Raw genomic sequence first — 20573 nt, 5'->3', positions numbered from 1 at the left:
ATTGTATATAAAATACTAGAATATTGTAGAAATAATTAATGGCTATTATACTAAAAACATATATTTCAGATTCTACGCATATGAAAAATCCCGCCCGCCCTATTACCTAAAGCTAAATATCACACAAACATGGTGCATTCTTAACTTTTAAATCATGATATTTATTAAAGAGAGCAAAGTAACGTTATTAGCCTGCAAAATTTACCTTAATAACAAAAAGCTTTAAACTGCTTTATTTAAAAACTGCTCTACCCCCGCTGATTTCTATATTATCTTCCGCCTTTATTGCAAAACGGTCTTTATTAGGAAAAGTAATAAAGCACCCTTTCATACAAAGGGTAATTGTTTGATTGACATTCAACGGAATATTTAAAGACATACCACCTTCTGCCACAACGAGATATTGTGCCTTTAAATCAGCATTCTTCACAGTTGCTGCAAAAGCCTTCATGGTCAAAATATCAAATATTGCAACCACTATAAAAAGATGCATACATTTTAACACTCTAAGATCCCTTCCTCAACAAAACGTTTATATAATACGAAGCGAAGAGCATTGCTCACCTCAGAAGGTGAGGTAATGTTAGGTACAAAAATAGCTAAATTAAATGAAAATTTTTTGCTATCAAATGCAGTAAAACTTACCTGTGGTGCAGGATGTTTTAAAACCCCCTCCGTTGCAGAAGCAATTTCTAGCAAAATTTCAACAACACGCTCTGGAGCAACATTAGAAGAAACAGTAACAGGGATATCAATTCGACCCATTTTACTACGTCGCGTCCAATTACTGACATTACTATTGATGAGACTTGAGTTAGGAATAATAATCGTCTTACGCTGAAATGTTTCAAGTTCAGTTGCACGCACACTGATACGTTTGACAATACCACCTACTGATCCAGATTCCACATAATCCCCAAGTTTAAATGGCCTTCCAATCAAAATAATAAGCCCAGATACAAAATTTTGAACAATGTTTTGCAATCCAAAACCTATACCAAGCGAAAGCCCACCAGCAATAAGTGCAAAATTTTTGAGATCCAAACCGGCCATTGAAAGCCCTACCAAGGCTGAAACAACAATACCACCATAACTTATGACTGTTTTAATAGAATTCCTTACACCAGCGTCAAACTTTCCATGCGCCAATACCGTTTCATCTAGCCAACCGATAAGTCGGCTTATAAAAAAACGAAAAATAAAAAAAGAAACAATTCCAGTTATAATAGAAATAAAAGAAATGAACACATTGCCAATTTGAAAACCAGTCATTAACTGCCACAATAATGCTCTTAGATCAGAATATGAAAGTCCACATTGTACAGCAATTGGTGCTGCACAAAATACAACCACAGCCAAATTGAGGAAAATGCTTAAAATACCCCCCAGTTGGTTCATTGTTTTCTCTTCTAAATGCAACCATTGCATCAAAGCATGACCAACACTAGTTTTCATAAATTGTCCTTTTATCCCAATAACTTGAGCACTTTTTATCCCTAGATACATTAAAAATAGAAACGCCCCACTAATTATAATTTGCTGTATAATAAAATGCGCCAAGCCAACATAACCTGAAAAATTCATTACAATTAGCAATAAACCTAATACAATGAGAGAAATTCGTATATAAAGTGGCCAAAATAGAGACTCACCACCTTCATTTGGAGAAGACTTATGTCTAAAGCGCAGAGGAACAAATGAGATAACAAGCAGTAATATCGCTACAAAAAAAACAGCAATGAAACTTTTAGCAATTGTTAAAGAAAGAGGAGCTGAAATTATTTGATAAATGCTATCGAGAACAGCATCAAATGCCAAAACGCTACCTAAAAAAGTAAATAAAATCACCAATTGATAGGTCACCAACGGTGCAATATTAAAAAGATGCACATGAGTCACATTCGATGATAGAAGAACAACTGCCAGACGATTTATAAAAAAGACTAAGATAAGTTGATACCCGACCATATCAAAAACGGTTATAAGCTTACCTAAATCCAAGCCAAAACTACGGAATAAAAACAAGACAATATAAACGCAAATAATACATACAAGTGAAGGAAGAAGAACCGAAATAAAAGCGACTAATAAGCGTTGCAAATAAGATATTTCTTCATCGTCCTTGATAAAATGGCAGCGTACATGCACAAGAACTTTATGTACAAAATAAGAAAGCCCCAAACCCACGAAAATCGGAATTAAAAATGAAAGGAATAGTTGTAACAACTTGAAATAAAATATGAAATTCCACCAAGAGCTCAACAGCAAAAAAAAATCAGATACAGCTTCTTTGGTTTTCTCAACAAGATGTTTTAGCATCGACATCGAAAACTCAAGCCTGTACGTAAGTGTATTTTTAAAAAGCTCTTGAGACTGAAAAATAGAAAGTTCAGCCATCCTATTTGCAGTTAAAAAGATTGCTTCAAATTGAAGCACTATATTATTAATCTTAGCTTTTTTCTCTATCCATATAGAGCGTTCCTTAGCGAGATTTTTTACATTTTTTGAATCATCGTGGAGTTCTGTTAAGGTGTCAAGGACTGCATTAATATCATTAAGAGGAGCACGTAAAACAAATGCGGCCTCTATAGCACGTTTGCTAATATCTCGTGCACGCAATCGCAGTTCTGCTAAAGCATGCTCATTTTCTGACTCATTTTCAAAGCTATTTTTTAAAACTTCTATATTTTGTTCAAGAGCCTTAATAATTATCTTCTGTTGTTGAATAATCTCATCAACCGAGTGAGAAGTTATCGGTTGTTCTATGATGGCACTTTGTGCTTCAGGATATCCCCGCGCATAAGAGCTGAATACAGTGATAATCCCTAGGATAATGAAAAGTGTACGTAATTTTTTTTTAAAAAATAAATACATATCTGCCTTAGATGTACAAAAAGGATCCCACCCCTTTTTAAAAATATCGCATGAGGAAAAAATTTTCAACCTTTTGTAGAATAGTCTTATAAAAGCTTCCCCTCATCCTATAATACTGATAATAAGAGAAAGAATAACTGTGAGCTGTGAACTTAATAAAATTCAAGAAGGCATTCTAGCATGTTTTTTTTTCACCTCTTTTGCTATCGCAAAAAAGAAAATTTCTGCTCTTTTTCAACTTTGCTTTTTCTATCTGGATCCAGCTTTGATATGTTATTGACTAATAAGTTAGGAATACGCACTTATTGGATCAAAAAACCATACACTAGTAATATAATAAAAGCCAATACACTTAATCCAGACCACAAGCTTGATCACTTAAAGATTACAATGGCCGCAAACAAAAAACTTGTAAATCTTTATATAAAACATGCTTTCCCGATCAATATTTTTCAAATCGCCCTAGCATTAAACCTCTTTTTAATAACTAATATAATTGTTCACACACGGTTTAAGAATTCTCAAACACAATATTTTCGAATAAACATGCTCCTGCTATTTCATGCTCCTCCTATTTTTGAATTATAAAACTATTATCTTATTTACCTCTTCCTTTAATTTTAATAACTATTAGATTGCCTATTAGCGGAATATATCATGCGTACATCAGGTTGGTTAACTACTTTTTATTGTTTTATCCTTTTGAGCAGCATTTACATTGCCTTGCCCAATTTATTCTCGCAAGAACAAGTTCAAAACTCAAAATTTTTACCTAACACCCGTGTAACACTGGGACTTGATCTTCAAGGAGGCTCTTCTCTCCTACTTGAACTCGATAGCAAAACGTTAAAGCGCGATCAATTACGTATAGTTTTAGGAAATGTGCGCAACACATTACGTGAAAAAAAAATACGCACATCGAGTGTCCATATCGTAGGAAACAGCATTATTGCTGTGATTTATGATCCATTACAAACTGAAAAAGCACTCTCTGCTTTAAAAACATTGGTAACTCCTATACACAGTGCCTTTGGTACTACAGCCAATGACATTTCTATCAGCGCTCAAAATAATACTATCCGTGTAATATTAACTGAAGTTGGTATTAAGGACCGTATTAATAATGCTATTGAACAAAGCGTAGAAATTATTCGTCGCCGTATAGATCAAGTTGGCGTTACTGAGCCAGCTATCCAAAAGGTAGGAACCGATCGTATTATGGTTCAATTGCCAGGCTTACAAGATCCAAAACAACTGCGTGATCTTTTAGGAACAACCGCGAAGATGACCTTTCATCTAGTACCTACTAACGTAGATGTAAATAACTTACCAGCAGGTGTTTCAATCCTTCCTGGATATACTAATGAAACACAAAGCTATGTAATTTATGACCAAATCGCCTTAGATGGAAATGTCCTAAAAGATGCCCGCGCAGGTTTTGATCCACAAATACCAGGACGTTCTATTATTTCATTCACCATGAATTCCGCTGGTGCAAAAATATTTGCAGACATAACACGTCGAAATATTAATCATCCTTTTGCAATCGTTCTTGATAACAAAGTTCTAACCGCTCCGGTTATTAATAGCGTTATTCCCAATGGACAAGGTCAAATTACAGGAGACTTTACCCCAAAAGAAGCATCAACTCTGGCTGCTCTTCTTCGTACTGGTTCCTTACCTGCACCATTAACAGTAATTGAAGAGAGGACAGTAGGTCCAAATCTTGGTGCTGATGCTATCAAAATGGGACTTTACACTGGTATCATTGGCTTTATTCTGGTGACAATTTTTATTTTTCTTCTATACAGAATTTGGGGTATCATTACTAATATAGCACTAGCACTCCACACTATTTTGACATTTGCTGTGCTAAGTCTTCTCGGTGCTACACTAACATTACCGGGTATTGCTGGTATTATTTTAGGAATCGGTATAGCTGTTGATGCTAATATTTTGATCAATGAGCGCATTCGTGAAGAAAGCCGCAAAGGGGTCAGCGCCTTTGCAGCCTTGGATCGTGGATTCAAACACGCTTTCGCAACCATTGTTGACGCCAATGTCACTGCAATTATTGCAACTGTTTTACTATTTTTATTTGGCACAGGCCCCGTTCGCGGTTTTGCTGTAACAATGTTGCTTGGTATTATTATATCTATGTTCACAAATATTACCATTGTGCGTATCATTATGGTTTGGATCATTCGTAAATGGAAAATTAAGACGTTACATCTTCAATCTATTTTCAACATTATCCCACAAAATACAGCTTTCCGCTTTATGAAAGCCCGTTTCATTGGCATAGGTGTCTCAATTGCTTTATCACTCACTTCAGTTTTTCTGTTTTTTAAACCTGGTCTGAATTTGGGAATTGATTTCATTGGTGGTAGCCAAATGAGTATTACTACAAAAGCACCAGCAAACTTAGCAACATTGCGTTCTAAGCTTTCTACCCTTAATATTGGTGAAATTACGTTGCAAAATGTTGATAATGCAAACACTGTGTTACTTCGCCTGCAGAAACAAAATGGTGACGAAACACAACAAACCATCGCCATTGATAAAGTCAAAATAGCTGTACAAAATATCTATCCAGATGCTACCTTCGATCAAATAGAGGTTGTGGGTCCAAAGATTTCAGGCGAGCTTGCCACAGCTGCTTTTACTGCTCTTCTTTTAGCTGCAATTGCTATGTCCCTCTATATATGGTTTCGCTTCGAATGGTTCTTTGCTGTCGGAGCAATTGCTACACTCATCCTTGATACTACAAAAATGATTGGTTTGTTTGCTTTATTTCAATTTGATTTTAATTTAACAGCCATCGCCGCTCTCTTAACCATTGTCGGTTATTCTATAAACGATAAAGTGGTTGTCTATGATAGAATGCGTGAAAATCTGCGTCTTTACAAAAAAATGCCTTTGCGTGAAGTCATTGACCTCTCAATTAACCAAGTTCTTGTACGTTGTCTCTTTACATCAACTACCACAGTTCTCGCTATGTTACCTATGGCGATATGGGGTGGAAGTGCTGTCCACAATTTTGCATTACCTATGGTCATTGGAGTTATTATTGCAACATCGTCCTCTATCTTTATTGCTGCCCCTATTTTATTATTGTTAGGTAATTGGTGGCGTAAACGAAATAATCATACAAAAACTACACTAAAATGAAAATGTTATGTTAATTCATATGATGTACTGCCTTTTTCTGATCATAAAAAAAATTACAGTTGTTTCAATTAACCCATTTTTTGATTAAAGAGTCATAAACAATTCTATGCTTCACGATACACCACTAATTACAACTATTGTTGCAGGTCTATGTTTAGCCTTTCTTTTGGGAATGATTGCGAATCGTTTGCGTATCTCACCGCTAGTAGGATACTTGTTAGCTGGTGTTATTGTGGGACCGAATACAGGTGGATTCAAAATAGATTCCGTCATTATAAATCAACTCGCTGAAATTGGTATTATTTTGCTGATGTTTGGTGTTGGACTGCATTTTTCATTAAAAGATCTTTTATCTGTGAAAGCTATTGCTATCCCCGCTGCTATTGCTCAGATAGCATTTACCACTTTTCTAGGTTTATGCCTCGGCTTGATCATGGAATGGGGAATCAGTGGTAGTATAATTTTCGGTTTAGCGTTATCAACGGCAAGTACTGTTATTTTGCTACGCGCTTTGCAAGAACGTCATCTTATTGAAACAGAAAAAGGCCGCATTGCTGTTGGTTGGTTAATTATTGAAGATTTAGCGATGGTTCTTATACTTGTTCTTATACCATCACTGGCAACTATTCTTCGCAATACAAAAAAAGAAGCTATTGATCCTCTTGTTCAATGGTTAAATTTAAACATTTGGGGAATTTTTGGTCTTACCATCTTAAAAGTTATAGTATTCATCATTCTCATGCTTGTTATTGGACGGCGCGTTATCCCGTGGTTGCTAAAAGTGAGCGCACACTCAGGATCACGTGAATTATTTCGTCTTAGTGTCTTTACTACTGCACTCGGAGTAGCTTTTGGAGCAGCTCATTTATTTGGTGTCTCTCTTTCTCTTGGTGCTTTTTTTGCAGGTATGGTTATGAGTGAATCAGAATTGAGCCATCGTGCAGCAGAAGAATCTTTACCACTGCGAGATGCATTTTCTGTCCTCTTTTTTGTTTCTGTTGGTATGTTATTTGACCCAGGAAAACTATTGACTCATTTCCTCCCTCTCTTAGCAACATTATTGATTATTATATTAGGAAAATCTGCTGTTTCCTTTTTTATCGTTAAAGCTTTTCACTATTCTAATGCAACAGCTTTGACCATTGCTGCAAGCCTTTCTCAAATTGGAGAATTTTCTTTTATCCTTGCAGGTTTAAGTTTGAACTTAGGACTTTTAAACGACGATGCCCATGATTTAATTCTTGGAGCTGCAATTCTTTCTATTTTTCTTAATCCCCTTGTTTTCATGGCCTGTAAAAAAATTAAAAAATATCTAGAAGATTATTCTGCAAATTCACAAGATACACAAATGATCACTGATATAAATCAGCAAGATCCTGACCAAGAATTTTTACAAATAACTTCAAAAGTAAACCATATTGTTATTATTGGTTACGGTCGTATTGGTAAATCTATTGCATTATCTTTAGTAAATAAAGATAAACCTGTAATTATAGTGGAGGAATCAAAACGCCTCACTGATAAAGCAATGGCAGATGGTTTTGAGGTAATCTGCGGTAACATCATTCAACAAGATATTATGAATGCCGCCAATATTAGAAATGCATACAAAGTTGTTATTACAATGCGAAGCACTATTGAAGTTGGAGAATGTATCGTGAATATACGCCATATGAAGGAGGATATTCAAATAATTACGCACGCGCTATCTGATGTAGAAACAGCTTATCTCATTGAAATAGGTGCTGATATTGTAGTAACTGATGATGAGGAAATTTCCAATAGTATTATTGAACATATAACTGGACAAAAATCTTTTAAAAGTATGCACAACCACGAATTAAATTTACAAAAAACATAAATAAAAAACGGATAAAGAAGCGTGAAAACAAAGCAATTTATATGGCCATTTATCGGTATCGCAGCAATGTTGATATCTATTCGCATTCTTTACAGAAAACTCTCTGTTATTTCTTTTAGCGATGTCCTAGAACGTTTGAGCAATTTAAGTATACAGCACTGGCTTTTAGCCTGTTTATGCTCTCTTCTAGCGTATGCTGCTCTTGCAGGATATGATCGAATTGCCTTGCAACATCTCGGCCATAAAATTTCTTGGATTTTTATTGCATTATGTTCGTTTACTACCTATGCCCTTTCACACAATATTGGTGCTTCAGTTTTTTCTGGTGCAATCGTGCGCTACCGCGCATATAAACTGAAGGGATTAAACGGAACCGAAATCGCGATATTGGTAGGTTTTTGCTCTTTTACTTTTGTAATAGGCACAACCTTACTTTTGGGGATCGTTTTGATTTTGGAACCTGAAATTATTACTCTCATTCACGAAGGGATTCCTGAATGGCTTGGAATAACAATTGCTACAATTTTGCTTAGTTGTATAGCGCTCTATACTTTTTGCAGCTGGCTTCAATTGAAACCTTTACGCTTAGGAAAAAAAATTCAACTTTCCTATCCAAAGCTAAAAATTGTTATTCAACAACTTCTCATTAGCCCCTTAGAACTTTTGGGAGCAGCAGGAATTATATACGCTGTTCTTCCGCACAGCACAGATATTCATTTTATTTCTGTGCTTGGTGTTTTCCTGGCATCTTTTACTATAACACTCCTCTCTAATGCCCCAGCCGGAGGAATTGGTGTTCTAGAAGCTTTATTCATAACAGGCATGCCCGATGTAAATCCAACTGATGTTGTTGCAGCACTTATTGTGTTTAGAATGCTTTATCTGGTTATACCACTCATCATTTCATTATTTATTGTAGCAATTTTTGAAGCTCACCAATATTTGCAACGAGCTCCTAAAACACCTCCGAATAAATAAAAATCTACTGCTATTCTTTTTGTGCGCGTGTATATAACAATAATTGTGCTGGATTTCATTTAATATGGGAAGCAACATAATGATTGCACTCATTTATCTTTTATATCGCACCTCAAAGCACCCCTATTTTTATATAAACAAATACGATGCAAAATACACGAAACTGTTTGAACATTTCTGTTTTCTTTCATAAAACGCTTTCGCCAGTTCACCCAATAAATTCTGCGTAGAAAAAGAAGCTCTTCGATAAGTTCCAACCCTTTTCTAATATTAAATATTGGTATTTTTATTTTGTAGTGTAATCTCTCGATACAACTTTTATTGAAAGGAGAAGGAACAAAAGAAGTTTATATAAACTAAAAGACAAAAAAGACTTTATAAGATTTTCATCTCTAAAAACTGCAGAAATAATGCATATAAAATCACCACTTTTAAGATTAATGATCATTTTACGAATAACTTTGCATTATTTTTTCTATTCCTAGCAGCAGATCATCTCGATAGAAGCTTTTTTCTAACCTGAAAGCGCATTAGCAATTAAACTTCTTGTATGTCTATTGCTTCACCCTCTAAAACCTATAAAATAATAATCCCACAATCGATCCAACAGTCTCCATATCCTTATCTATAAACCCAAAGAAGTACTATTATCCTCTTACTTACAAAAATAATTAGCTTTTTTCTAATAAGATAAGTGGAGAGATAAGAATTTTAGAAATATTTCTGCGATCCATTTCTATGACTTTAAAGCATAAACCTTCCGCTTCAAAACTTTCCCCCTCATTTGGTAAATGACCAAATCGCCAAAGCATAAATCCTGCTAGAGTAGTATAACGATCTGCCTCATCAACAAGATTACGCCCAAGATAACCGCTTAAACGTCGGATATCAGCATATCCCTCAACAAGAAGGCTTCCGTCTTCAAGCTGTTCTGCCATCATGGGTTCTTCATCATCATCAGGAAAATCACCTGCAATAGCTTCAAGGATATCAGTTGGTGTTGCAATCCCTTCAAAAGAACCATGCTCGTCAACAATAATAGCAAGCTGAACTGAAGAATGGCGTAATTGCTCCATCAATCGTAAAACGCTTGTATTTTCATGAACAACGAGTGGTTCTCGCATGGCTTTTTTCCAATTTATCTTTTTACCCTCAGCCAAATTTAAAAGAAGGTCTTTTGTTAGAGCAACCCCAACAAATTCATCCACTTTCTCACGTGCAAGAATTAAGCGGCTATGTTTTACCTGTTGTAATTCCTGACGCATTTCGTTCTCATCACCATTTAAATCTAACCACTCAATCTCATTACGCGGCGACATAATGGAGCGAACAGGACGATCAGCCAAATCGAGAACACCACGGATCATCTCTTTTTCTTCCGGCCGGAAAATCTCAGAAGCTGCTGCTTGTTCAGCAATAACATCTACAGTCTCACCAAGATTACCATCTTTGTTTCCCCCCCCTAAAAGCCTCAAAACTGCATCAGCTGTTCGACCACGTAAATCATTTGTTGTAATCATTTTTTCACGATTACGGCGTCCAATTTGATTAAAAGCCTCAATAAGAACAGAAAACCCAATAGCAGCATACAAATAGCCTTTTGGAATATGAAAGCCAAAACCTTCAACAATAAGCGTAAAGCCAATCATCATCAAAAAGCCAAGACAAAGGATCACAATAGTGGAATGACGATTAATGAAACGCATAAGAACGCCAGAACCAGACATCATCACCCCCATAGCAACAATGACTGCTATATACATAACTGTAGCCTGCTCCTTTGCAATCATACCTGTTGCAGTAATAATACTATCTAGAGAAAAAACGGCATCCAGCACTACAATTTGAACAATAACCTGCCAAAAAACGACATAAGCGATACCAGTTTTTCTTTCATGCGAAGTGCCTTCTAATCTTTCATGTAACTCTAGAGTTCCCTTTGCCAACAAAAAAACTCCACCACCAATCAAGATGAGACTATGCCAACTAAACACAAAAGATGAGAACGAAAGGATGATGGTATCAAGATTCATTACCCATCCAATAACTGAAAGAAGAAAAAGGCGCATCACTAACGCTAGCGTTAGGCCTACTAGGCGTGCACGATCTCGCAAATCCAGCGGCAATTTCTCAGCTAAAATTACAATAAAGACAAGGTTATCGATTCCTAAAACAATTTCAAGAAAAATCAGCGTAACCAAGCCAAACCACGCATGGGGATCAGCGATCCACTCCATCATAGTTCATCCTTTAAAAACTTAAAAGCGCGCGATTGATAAAACAAATTCATGAGCTTCCATTTTCATAATTAATCAAGCACATTGGACACAAACAAATCGCACCCCAAGCAAGAAACAGAAAAAAATTGCTTAAACGCACACAATTATTGATAAAATTTATAAAACAGAATGATAACCCACAGCACTTGCAACCACAAGAAGATTCCGCTGAATTTTTCTCGGGCATTACGCTCGATAATCCTCCAATTATAGCTCTGCATAATAATTAAAACACTCATTTATGAAGCTTTTTATAATGGGTCTATTTTTATATAACATTGCACGACAGTATCATATTTTTAATTGCACAGTCAATTTAGCTATAATTTTTACATAAAAAACAATAAAATCATCTAGACATCCTCCCAACAGAGCGTTATAGAACCGCTCATTCTCATTTTTGAAAAATCGTGGGTGATTAGCTCAGTCGGTAGAGCAGCTGACTCTTAATCAGCGGGTCGTGGGTTCGATTCCCTCATCACCCACCAGTAAAATCAAATAAGTGAGTGATTTTTCTCAATTATAAAAAAGCGTTTTTTAGCTGCAAAGCACTTATGGAGCATAAAAATAAGACTGTTGAATGATTGATGCTCTAAAATATCAGCTCACCTCTTGTAACTTGACAGTATATTTTATAAAAATTTATTTTTATCAAATTGTTACAGAGTAATCTTAAAATATTACTTAAAAAATTTTTAAATAAATCTTTATTTATTTCTACTTTTTCACGAGAAAATTTCTATTCCCAGAGTTTACTCAACGCTTAGCTTCGGCGAGATATCCCACCTTTGTTCTCGGCACCCATATCGCCAATTGTGTACTGCATCCTACACAATGGTACACCTGAAACAAACAAAAAATCTATAAGCATTATTCTTGTCTCAATGCGCACCGCATATAATAGCATTGATGACTTAAAGGCTATCAATCAGTTTAATTTTTTCATATTCGAGAGTGGTGATTATGGAGCTAGTTGGATTGGCAATAGTTTAAGGATCTTTCCATTTTTATGGAATTGTATAAATGTTACCCGAAATTAAATTAACACCATACTTCAGAGGATGAAATATACAAATCTGGAATTTTTATTAATGTATCCAACCCTGCCTACACTTACACACTAAAGGCAACATAGATTGGCTAATAAACGTATTTATACTTGAAGTTTTTTTCGACAGATATATATCTTTACTCTCCTCTTAAAAAGTTCTAGTATTTCTATTCTGTTAAACCAGCGCGATAAAACCAGTAACGGCTCGATGTAGTTTGCCACCAGGTTTTGCATAATTTGACACCAAGTTTTGCATCAATTTATTTTTTTTCAAAGAGTTTTTAAAGAGCTTTAAAAGGGTCTTCAAAGGGGTTTTAAAGCCCCCTCAAAGAGTATTTTTTCTTCTGCTAAAATCTTCTGCTAAAAATCGCAATTTGTGATGATTAGTTCTTTAGCAAGATTTGAACCACCAAATGAATAAAGTGTGGTGACCTCTTTTATATTAAATTGGCTGAAGGTTTTTCGAATCTCTGGCACATCATTTAAAGAAAGAAGAAACTTCCCCTTTAATTGCGAAAGAATCTTTGTCATCACCTGATAATCTTCTCGCTTGAACAAATCTTTTCCGTAGTAATCCTCAACACCCCAATAAGGCGGATCAAGATAAAACAAGATGTTTGGTCGATCGTAGCGAATCATAAAGTCAGACCAATTTAACTGTTCAATGCTAACTCCTGCTAAGCGGCGATAAATAAGCTCTAATGATGCTTCAGCCTTAAAGTAATTAAATCGCGCACTACAGTCAGTTGAAATGCAAATTTTAGCAATTGTGCTTGATTATCTGCCAATGCCGTACCACGCAGGACTGTACGCAACTCTGTCTGTAAATTTTGTGCAATGCGATTGAGGAGTTTCACCGATACCTTCGATAAACCAATCCTATCGGCAACATGTGTGGCAAAGTACAAACTTTGCACTTTGCCATTTAAGTCACCATCATTTGGCAAAGGGTCAACTTTACCCTTTGCCACTTTGTCCTTTGTATATTGATTACCGTGGTCACCGCCACGTTGAATCTCCCCATACTTCTTTTCCCATAACTCGCGATAGGTCTGTACGAATAATGTACGGTCAATAACCGATAATTCATTGCGAAAAAGGTTTTCTGCCACCTCTAACAATGCAGCACTCTCTTTATCGGCTTGCACTACAATGGCATCAATTTGATCATAATCCAAAATCTCAGCAGCGCATAAACGATGTGCTCCAGCAATAAGGGTATAATTACCCCCCTTTGCATTGGGGGTGTGGCGTACTGTAATGGGATTCATCAATCCCTCTTGTACCATAGACTGAGCAATTGCCTTAGCATGCTCATCATCCACAGGGCGAATACGATCAGGCACAACAATCAGATCAAGATTAAGTCTTTGAAACTGTGCCATTACGCTGCTGCCTTTCGGATTTCTTGTAAAAACAAATCCTCCGCACGCTTTGCCCATTTGTGATACGCTTTGGCAAAAACAGGCTCTGCTAAACGACGATTAATTACTTGTATGGATAAAGAAATAGAAGTGCGTTGACGTTCTTGTATAGCTACAATACGCCGCCGTGGAACCTGAAACTGATAATGAAAAATATGAATAGCAATCTGCCGCGCTAACATCGCATCAAATAAATGATGCGGCGGGTCAATAATATATCGTATAGGCAAATGACGAAAACTTCTTTGCACAACCTTATAACAGCAAGCAAGCATCGTTTCTAACCGCTCAACTTCTGAGTAAGGGTTGATGATCTCATTTTTTGCAGAACACCAATTTATCCTATCTATTTTGTATTGATTTTTAGACATTGATAAACCTTTTTGTCTTATGTAATCTAAAGGTTATGGGAAATGCGTTTGATAACGCATCCTTGTAACCAACTTTAAGCAGCATTATTGCGCAATGTGGAATGGGCTATGGAATCTGTATTGGAATGTTTTGCTGCTTTGAATATGCGACTGCGACTTTTGGGGTAGCGGTCGTAAAAAACCTGCTCAACGGGCAAGCCGATAAAATCGGCAATGGCGCGTTCGGTTTTTTCATTGGGCCGTTTCCAAATGTGTTTAACACTGGATGACGGTATTTGATAGGCTTTCGCAAGCTCCGCCAAGGTCATATTACGACGGCATAGCTCAGCTAAAATACTGTGGCGATCCCATGTTTGGGTGATGGTCATAACTTTCGCTCCTGCTTCAAACGGATGCTCCAACATCCGTTTTTTGTCGGGTTATTTGTGTAATAACTGCCTAATATAACGGGCAGTAATAAGAGTTAAGACCATTTTATGAGTTTTATTAACCCGCAAAATGGTTATAATGGGTATTTTTTTGGCACGTTTAGAAACAGAACCTAAAACACCATTGGCAAAACGGTTACGTGAAATACGACGAATCCTCGGAAACGAAGAACGGGGCATTTTTGCAAAATCTCTTAATTTGGCGAAAAATACGCTCGCAAATTATGAACTCGGTGTAAATGAGCCACCAGCATCTATCATGATTGCCTATCACAAAATTTATGGCGTAGACTTTCATTGGCTTCTCACTGGTGAAGGTGAAATGTTTAGTGACATGGCAAAGGCGAAAGCAGCAGGTTTTAAAGCGCCTACCATTCCTACTGGTCTCATGAAAAAGCTCGGTCGCATAGCTTATACAACCTATCGCGATGCAAAAATAAAACTCCCCCCTGAAGATATAGCGGAACTCGCGGCGGAACTTTATAAAAAACTGCAAGAGCTTGTTAAAAACATCAATGATACGGAAGAAGTTGAGCTTACTTTGCCACTTCTAAAACTGCACTTAAAGCGTCAAATCGAAGCTGAAAAAGCACATCTAGAAACTACACAAGATACGGCTTAACAATCATCTAAAATACAAAAATGCAGGCGCGTTTCTATTTACGTTAACAAATTCAATTAACATATTGTTTTTAAATAATTATATTAATAAAAAAATAGAAATGCGCCACATGGCGCGTTTCTATTTTGCTTTTTTAGCGATTTTGAGCTGATTTTGAAGATGGCTTCACTCTTTACGTGATTTTTTTCAAAGGGCTTTCAAAGGCAGTTTTCTGGGCTTTCAAAGGTTTTTTTTAAATCTTCAAAGACTTTTCAAAGGCTTTTCAAAGCCTCCTTACCTTATTTACTGAAAAATTCTGATTTTTACGATTTTTCGCACTTTTTGCGATTTTTAGGTGTCAAAATCCTCTTTGAAAAATGCTCATTTAATGGTAAAAAATATGCATAAAAACAATAAATTATCATCTATTCCTAACTAATCCCACCTCTTCCCACTTAGTGCAAAACATACCGTCAAACTACACTCGATTTATTCTTTCTTTTTGATCTTTTTTACAAAAGCATGATACCTCTCTAAAAATTATCAAGCTGCTTGCTATCATAAGCATCAAAATCTTCAAAAAAACATCAACATGATAGAGCTGATAGTCGTAAATAATAAAATCAGATAAAATATCATTTTTATTTGTAGCAACACCTTTCCGCACTGCGATATATGTCTTTGAATAAAATATGGCGAAACTATTTTCTTACTTGTTTCTACAAAATTTTCTTGAATAAGCAGCGGATATTTTGAAGCCGCTTTCTTTTTTAAGAGGTTCGACTTTTATTGACTAATTTTGTTGTCTTCTTCCACTTCCACTGTAACAACTTTTTGTATTTATCTGTTGAAAGATCTGGCACTCCATACTCGGTATTATCCCATTCAAGAAGCTTGCTACATAAAAGATATAGTAAGAATGCTGCTGTACGGTAATAATCCATCTAATCAAGTATTGTCTTCTAATTAGAGCCATCCTTACCATATCGTCCTTCCATAATAACTATTTCTGTGATAAATTTCATCTTTTAAAAAACTCAGTAAAATATATTATGTGTATGCGATCTTTCGTACACTACTAGAGTAATGTTCCAAATATAAGTTAAAATTTTTCACCATTTGATATTTTATCTTCAGTAAGATGATAACTCCATATTATATTCTAGAAAATGTAAAAACCCTCTTCTACTATAGAATCTAAAACAACTGCAGTACTGTAGTAGGCTTTGCCATAAACTAATAGGCAGTTCATTGACTCTTTGAAACAGCTTAAAAGTGATCGTTATAATAATACTAGGTTTTTTTTTATCAGCCATTTATAGTTGTTTCAGATATAACTTGAAATTCTGCACTCAAATATTCACTACATTTTTTGAAAATCTACACTCTTATCAGTTCCAATATTCTTTTTCTTTATCCACACAAAAACATAAAAAGTGTTTTCTTCCTTTACTCCTCATTAATATCATGCTTCGATAGAGAAGCATCGTATTTTACGGTGTAATTTGAAGTTTAAATAATTAAAGGGTTTCGCCAAAAAATGAACTATAAAAAAAAGTTAGAAGATAATTCTCAAAACAAACTGCAACGTGGGTTAACTAATCGCCATATACAACTTATAGCCATTGGTGGAGCTATCGGAACAGGACTCTTCATGGGATCAGGAAAAACAATCAATGTAGCAGGCCCTTCAATTATCCTAGTTTATGCTATTATAGGCTGTATTTTATACTTCGTAATGCGCGCTATGGGAGAATTACTTCTTTCTAACCCACAATACCGATCTCTTATTGACTTTTCAACCGATCTCCTAGGGCCAGGAATTGCTTTTTTTATAGGCTGGAGCTACTGGTTAAGCTGGGTTGTAACTGGAGCTGCTGATATCATTGCGATCATAACCTATACACACTTTTGGTGGCCAACCCTTAATCCATGGACTGTTGTTTTTGCTTGCATTATTTTCTTTTTAGCCTTTAACCTTGTAGCTGTAAAACTATTCGGTGAACTCGAGTTTTGGTTTGGTCTCATAAAAGTCATAGCAATTTTGGCATTAATTATTGTGGGATTTTATATGATCATGACTGGCTTTACCTCTCCAAATGGTAATCTTGCATCTCTCGCTCACGTATGGAACGAAGGCAATATTTTCCCTCGGGGCATTAAAGGTTTTTTTGCTGGATTTCAAATCGCCATTTTTTCTTTTGTTGGTATAGAAATTGCTGGAACAGCTGCAGCCGAAGTCAAAGAACCTAAAAAAGCTCTACCAAAAGCCATTAACTCAATACCTATTCGCATTATGCTCTTTTATATCTGTTCTCTTGTTGTAATTATGTCAGTTATACCTTGGAATCAAATGATTCCAGATAAAAGCCCTTTTATCGCGATGTTTTGGCTTGCGGGCATTCCGATAGCTGCTGGTTTAGTGAACTTTGTTGTTCTCACCTCAGCTGCATCTTCAGCGAATAGCGGTATCTTTGCTACTAGCCGCATGATATATGGACTCGCGACGCAAAAAAGTGCTCCTAAACTTCTAGGAAAACTTTCTGGAGGCCATGTACCTGCAAACTCCTTAATCTTTTCTTGCATATGTATTTTATCAGGATACGCGATTACATCGCTATCTCCAAGCATCATGAGCGCTTTTACAATTGTGAGCAGTATTTCAGCAATCTCATTTATATTCGTATGCTCTATAATTACAGTTAGTTATATTGTGTATCGTCGCACTCGTCCTATGCAACATGCTGAATCCACCTACAAAATGCCAGGAGGCATTATAACGTGTTGGATTATTTTAGCTTTCTTTGCTTTTATGATCTTTTTGTTAACATTAGAACCCGACACTCTAATAGCCTTTAAATGTGGTTTATTATGGTTTATTTTCTTAGGAGTAATGTATTTTATATTTGTAAGAAAAAAAATAGCTAAATGACAAATAAAATCTGTACATAAAAAGCATATCAGCAAAAAAAAATGTTATCCCTTTTTATACATGAAATATCAGTTTTTTATAGAGAATCCTCAATAAGTTTTAATGGTGTTTTTATTAACAATAAGGTGTTCAACTTTATTAAACTTATTATAAAAACAGAGTTTTTGCCAACTTTCTTCTCGAAGCTGAAAAAGCTTACTTGTTGTGCTATACAACGTATGGCTTAAAAACCATCTAAAATAAAAAGTTATATGAAAGTCTTTTTTCTTTTTTAAGGTTATTTCTGGAGTAAATTCTCCTCTTTTTAAAATTTTTTAGGAACCTTCAAAGGAAGTTTTCTGTATTTTTTGTCATTAAATGTTGATTTTTGTAATCTGATGCTTTTGTAAATTTTTGCTATTAAAAATCAATTTAACAAATATCGTAGTTAAATATAAAAAAAATGAAAGAAAAATTACAACATGGACTAAATAACTGCAACGTACAGCTTATAGCCACCGGAAGAGCAATTAGAACTGGTCTCTTCATAGGATCCTGAAAAATATTCAGTGTTACGGACCTTTAATCATACTAGTTTATGCTATTATAGATTGTATTCAATATCTCGTAATGCATACTATAGAAGAATTATTACTTTCTAACACACAATACAGATATCTTTTATTGATTTCCCAAACGATTTTCTAGGATCAAGTATTGGATTGTAACTAGAACTGCTAAAGTCATTGCTATTGTTAGTTATAAACATTTTTGGTGTCCTGAACTCAATCCATGGATTTTTTATTCTAATCAGTCTTATGTCGTTTTAATACTCAACCTTGTAGTTGTAAAATTATTTAGCGAACTTGAATTTTGGTTTGATTTTATAAAAGCCTTAGTGATTTTAGTGTTAATTATTGTAGGGTTTTACATAATCTTCACCGATTGTATCTCCCCAAATGGAACGGTTATCTCCTTTAGCAACATGTAGAAATACTTTTCCGCAGGAAATTACAGAATTATTTCCGGATTTCAAATTGAATTCTTATCATCTTTTTTACATTTATAATTTACTTATTGTCACTAGAATCTAATATTATAATAGCTTTAGAAATATACTCCTGCATAGTTTATATTTTTAGGAATCGTATATTTTCTTTTTGGAAAAAAGAATTTGCAAACACAAAGACTTAAAAAATAAACCTTATAGCAAAAAGGGTCAACTTTAGTTGACCCTTTTTGCTACTTACATAGCAGTTTAATATAAACTTCAATTACGCTCTTTATCAACCAAAGCGTTAGATTTTATCCAAGGCATCATAGAGCGAAGTTTTTTGCCAACTTCTTCAATAGAATGGCTATCATTTAAACGCCGCATGCTTTTAAAATGAGAAGCACCAGCTTTATATTCTTGAATCCAATCTGATGTAAATTTACCTGTTTGAATATCTTTCAAAATACGTTTCATTTCTTCTCTAGTTTTATCCGTGATCACACGTGGACCAGACATATATTCGCCCCATTCAGCTGTATTGGAAATCGAATAATTCATATTTGCAATGCCCCCTTCATACATGAGATCAACAACCATTTTAACCTCATGTAAACACTCAAAATAAGCCATTTCAGGTGCATAGCCTGCTTGTGTTAGTGTTTCATAACCTGCTCGAATCAACTCAACAAGACCACCACAGAGAACGGCTTGTTCACCAAAAAGGTCAGTTTCACACTCTTCTTTAAATGTTGTTTCAATCACCCCGGCACGTCCACCACCAAGACCACAAGCATAGGATAATGCTATATTCTTGGCATGTCCTGAAATGTCTTGTGCAACCGCAATTAAGCACGGAACACCACCACCACGTTGGTATTCATTACGAACTATATGACCTGGACCTTTAGGAGCAATCATCACAACATCGACTGTTTTTTTAGGCTCAATTAAACCAAAATGAATGCTCAAACCATGCGCAAAAGCAATTACCGCTCCATCACGTAAATAATTATGAATATGCTCTTTATAAATGTCAGCCTGCAATTCATCTGGTGTTGCCATCATGATAAAATCTGCCCATTTCGCCGCTTCAGCAACACTAACAACCTCAAAACCGTCTACAGTAGCCTTTTTAGCTGTTTCTGACCCGGGGCGTAAAGCAATTTGCACATTTTGAACACCGCAATCTTTTAAATTTAAAGCATGTGCGCGCCCTTGTGAACCATAACCAATAATGGCCACTTTTTTCCCTTTAATCAAATTAACATCCGCATCACTATCATAATAAACACGCATAAAAATGCTTCCTTCTCTCTATATTGAAATTGAATTTCAGATTATTTTTATTTAATAAAAAGTTATCCTGGGTACCTTACACATCGTAAATAGCAAAAACATTTACCATAATAAAATAGCAATTGAATAATATTTTTAAATTTGCATATTGCATACCAAAAGTTTCACCCCCTCAAACCTTTCAAAAACATACCTATATCCCAAAATAAATTTCAGTTTATGCTCTACAAGACAGTATACTATACGAAAAAATACTTCTTTAAAAAAAACACACCTGCTAAAATTCTGTTTTTTCTGCATAACCAATCATTGTATTCTTAAAGTTAAGATATAC

Annotated in this window: 12 protein-coding genes, 1 tRNA gene and 2 pseudogenes; 7 read left to right on the top strand and 8 right to left on the bottom strand. The window is 35.4% G+C overall.

Annotation, left to right across the window (positions count from 1 at the left end):
- Positions 1-232: 232 nt before the first annotated feature.
- The gene (locus WCP76_RS03605; protein WP_442894705.1) at positions 233-493 is read right to left on the bottom strand and encodes a hypothetical protein; all 261 of its coding nucleotides are present in this window, start codon (positions 491-493) and stop codon (positions 233-235) included.
- A gap of 5 nt (positions 494-498) precedes the next feature.
- Positions 499-2874: a mechanosensitive ion channel family protein gene (locus WCP76_RS03600; RefSeq protein WP_336294318.1), complete on the bottom strand. Its 2376-nt coding sequence runs from the start codon at positions 2872-2874 to the stop codon at positions 499-501.
- Between the two features lie 657 nt (positions 2875-3531).
- Between WCP76_RS03600 and secD the strand changes: the two genes are divergently transcribed.
- The 3 genes from secD to WCP76_RS03585 all read left to right on the top strand — a co-directional run bounded on the left by secD (position 3532) and on the right by WCP76_RS03585 (position 8884).
- Entirely contained in the window at positions 3532-6045 is a 2514-nt protein-coding gene (secD, locus tag WCP76_RS03595) for a protein translocase subunit SecD (protein WP_336294317.1), read from the top strand.
- Between the two features lie 106 nt (positions 6046-6151).
- On the top strand, positions 6152-7906 hold the full coding sequence (locus WCP76_RS03590) for a cation:proton antiporter domain-containing protein (RefSeq protein WP_336294316.1): 1755 nt from the start codon (positions 6152-6154) through the stop codon (positions 7904-7906).
- 21 nt (positions 7907-7927) lie between these two features.
- Positions 7928-8884 carry a lysylphosphatidylglycerol synthase transmembrane domain-containing protein gene (locus tag WCP76_RS03585; protein ID WP_336294315.1) on the top strand — a complete coding sequence of 319 codons (957 nt, stop codon included), beginning with the start codon at positions 7928-7930 and terminating at the stop codon, positions 8882-8884.
- Between the two features lie 671 nt (positions 8885-9555).
- Here WCP76_RS03585 and WCP76_RS03580 read toward each other — a convergent pair.
- Positions 9556-11124, bottom strand: coding sequence for a TerC family protein (locus WCP76_RS03580; protein ID WP_336294314.1), 1569 nt, complete (start codon positions 11122-11124; stop codon positions 9556-9558).
- A 451-nt stretch (positions 11125-11575) separates the two neighbouring features.
- Here WCP76_RS03580 and WCP76_RS03575 point away from each other — a divergent pair.
- Positions 11576-11651, top strand: a tRNA-Lys gene (locus tag WCP76_RS03575).
- Positions 11652-12574: 923 nt separating this feature from the next.
- On the opposite strand, the pseudogene WCP76_RS03570 reads toward WCP76_RS03575, so the two are convergent.
- From WCP76_RS03570 to WCP76_RS03555, 4 genes and pseudogenes are all read right to left on the bottom strand, one after another.
- Positions 12575-12949 (bottom strand): annotated as a pseudogene (locus WCP76_RS03570) (DNA adenine methylase); the annotation flags it as partial.
- Positions 12922-13599: pseudogene (locus WCP76_RS03565) on the bottom strand (ParB N-terminal domain-containing protein); the annotation flags it as partial. The pseudogenes WCP76_RS03565 and WCP76_RS03570, both read right to left, overlap by 28 nt.
- On the bottom strand, positions 13599-14009 hold the full coding sequence (locus WCP76_RS03560; protein WP_336294313.1) for a hypothetical protein: 411 nt from the start codon (positions 14007-14009) through the stop codon (positions 13599-13601). The pseudogene WCP76_RS03565 and the gene WCP76_RS03560, both read right to left, overlap by 1 nt.
- 74 nt (positions 14010-14083) lie before the next feature.
- Entirely contained in the window at positions 14084-14377 is a 294-nt protein-coding gene (locus WCP76_RS03555) for a helix-turn-helix domain-containing protein (RefSeq protein ID WP_336294312.1), read from the bottom strand.
- Between the two features lie 151 nt (positions 14378-14528).
- On the opposite strand from WCP76_RS03555, the gene WCP76_RS03550 reads away from it, so the two are divergent.
- The 3 genes from WCP76_RS03550 (at position 14529) to WCP76_RS03540 (ending at position 18940) form a co-directional block, all read left to right on the top strand.
- Positions 14529-15059 carry a helix-turn-helix domain-containing protein gene (locus WCP76_RS03550; protein WP_336294326.1) on the top strand — a complete coding sequence of 177 codons (531 nt, stop codon included), beginning with the start codon at positions 14529-14531 and terminating at the stop codon, positions 15057-15059.
- Between the two features lie 1519 nt (positions 15060-16578).
- Positions 16579-17970 carry an amino acid permease gene (locus WCP76_RS03545; protein WP_336294311.1) on the top strand — a complete coding sequence of 464 codons (1392 nt, stop codon included), beginning with the start codon at positions 16579-16581 and terminating at the stop codon, positions 17968-17970.
- A gap of 688 nt (positions 17971-18658) precedes the next feature.
- Positions 18659-18940: a hypothetical protein gene (locus WCP76_RS03540; RefSeq protein WP_336294325.1), complete on the top strand. Its 282-nt coding sequence runs from the start codon at positions 18659-18661 to the stop codon at positions 18938-18940.
- Between the two features lie 279 nt (positions 18941-19219).
- On the opposite strand, the gene ilvC is transcribed toward WCP76_RS03540, so the two are convergent.
- Positions 19220-20239, bottom strand: coding sequence for a ketol-acid reductoisomerase (gene ilvC / locus WCP76_RS03535; protein ID WP_336294310.1), 1020 nt, complete (start codon positions 20237-20239; stop codon positions 19220-19222).
- Positions 20240-20573 lie beyond the last annotated feature (334 nt).

It is taken from the genome of Bartonella vaga (assembly GCF_037070895.1).
In the GTDB taxonomy this organism is placed as follows: domain Bacteria; phylum Pseudomonadota; class Alphaproteobacteria; order Rhizobiales; family Rhizobiaceae; genus Bartonella.
Note: the sequence above shows the minus strand (reverse complement) of the source record. Positions and strands in the feature narration are given on the sequence as shown.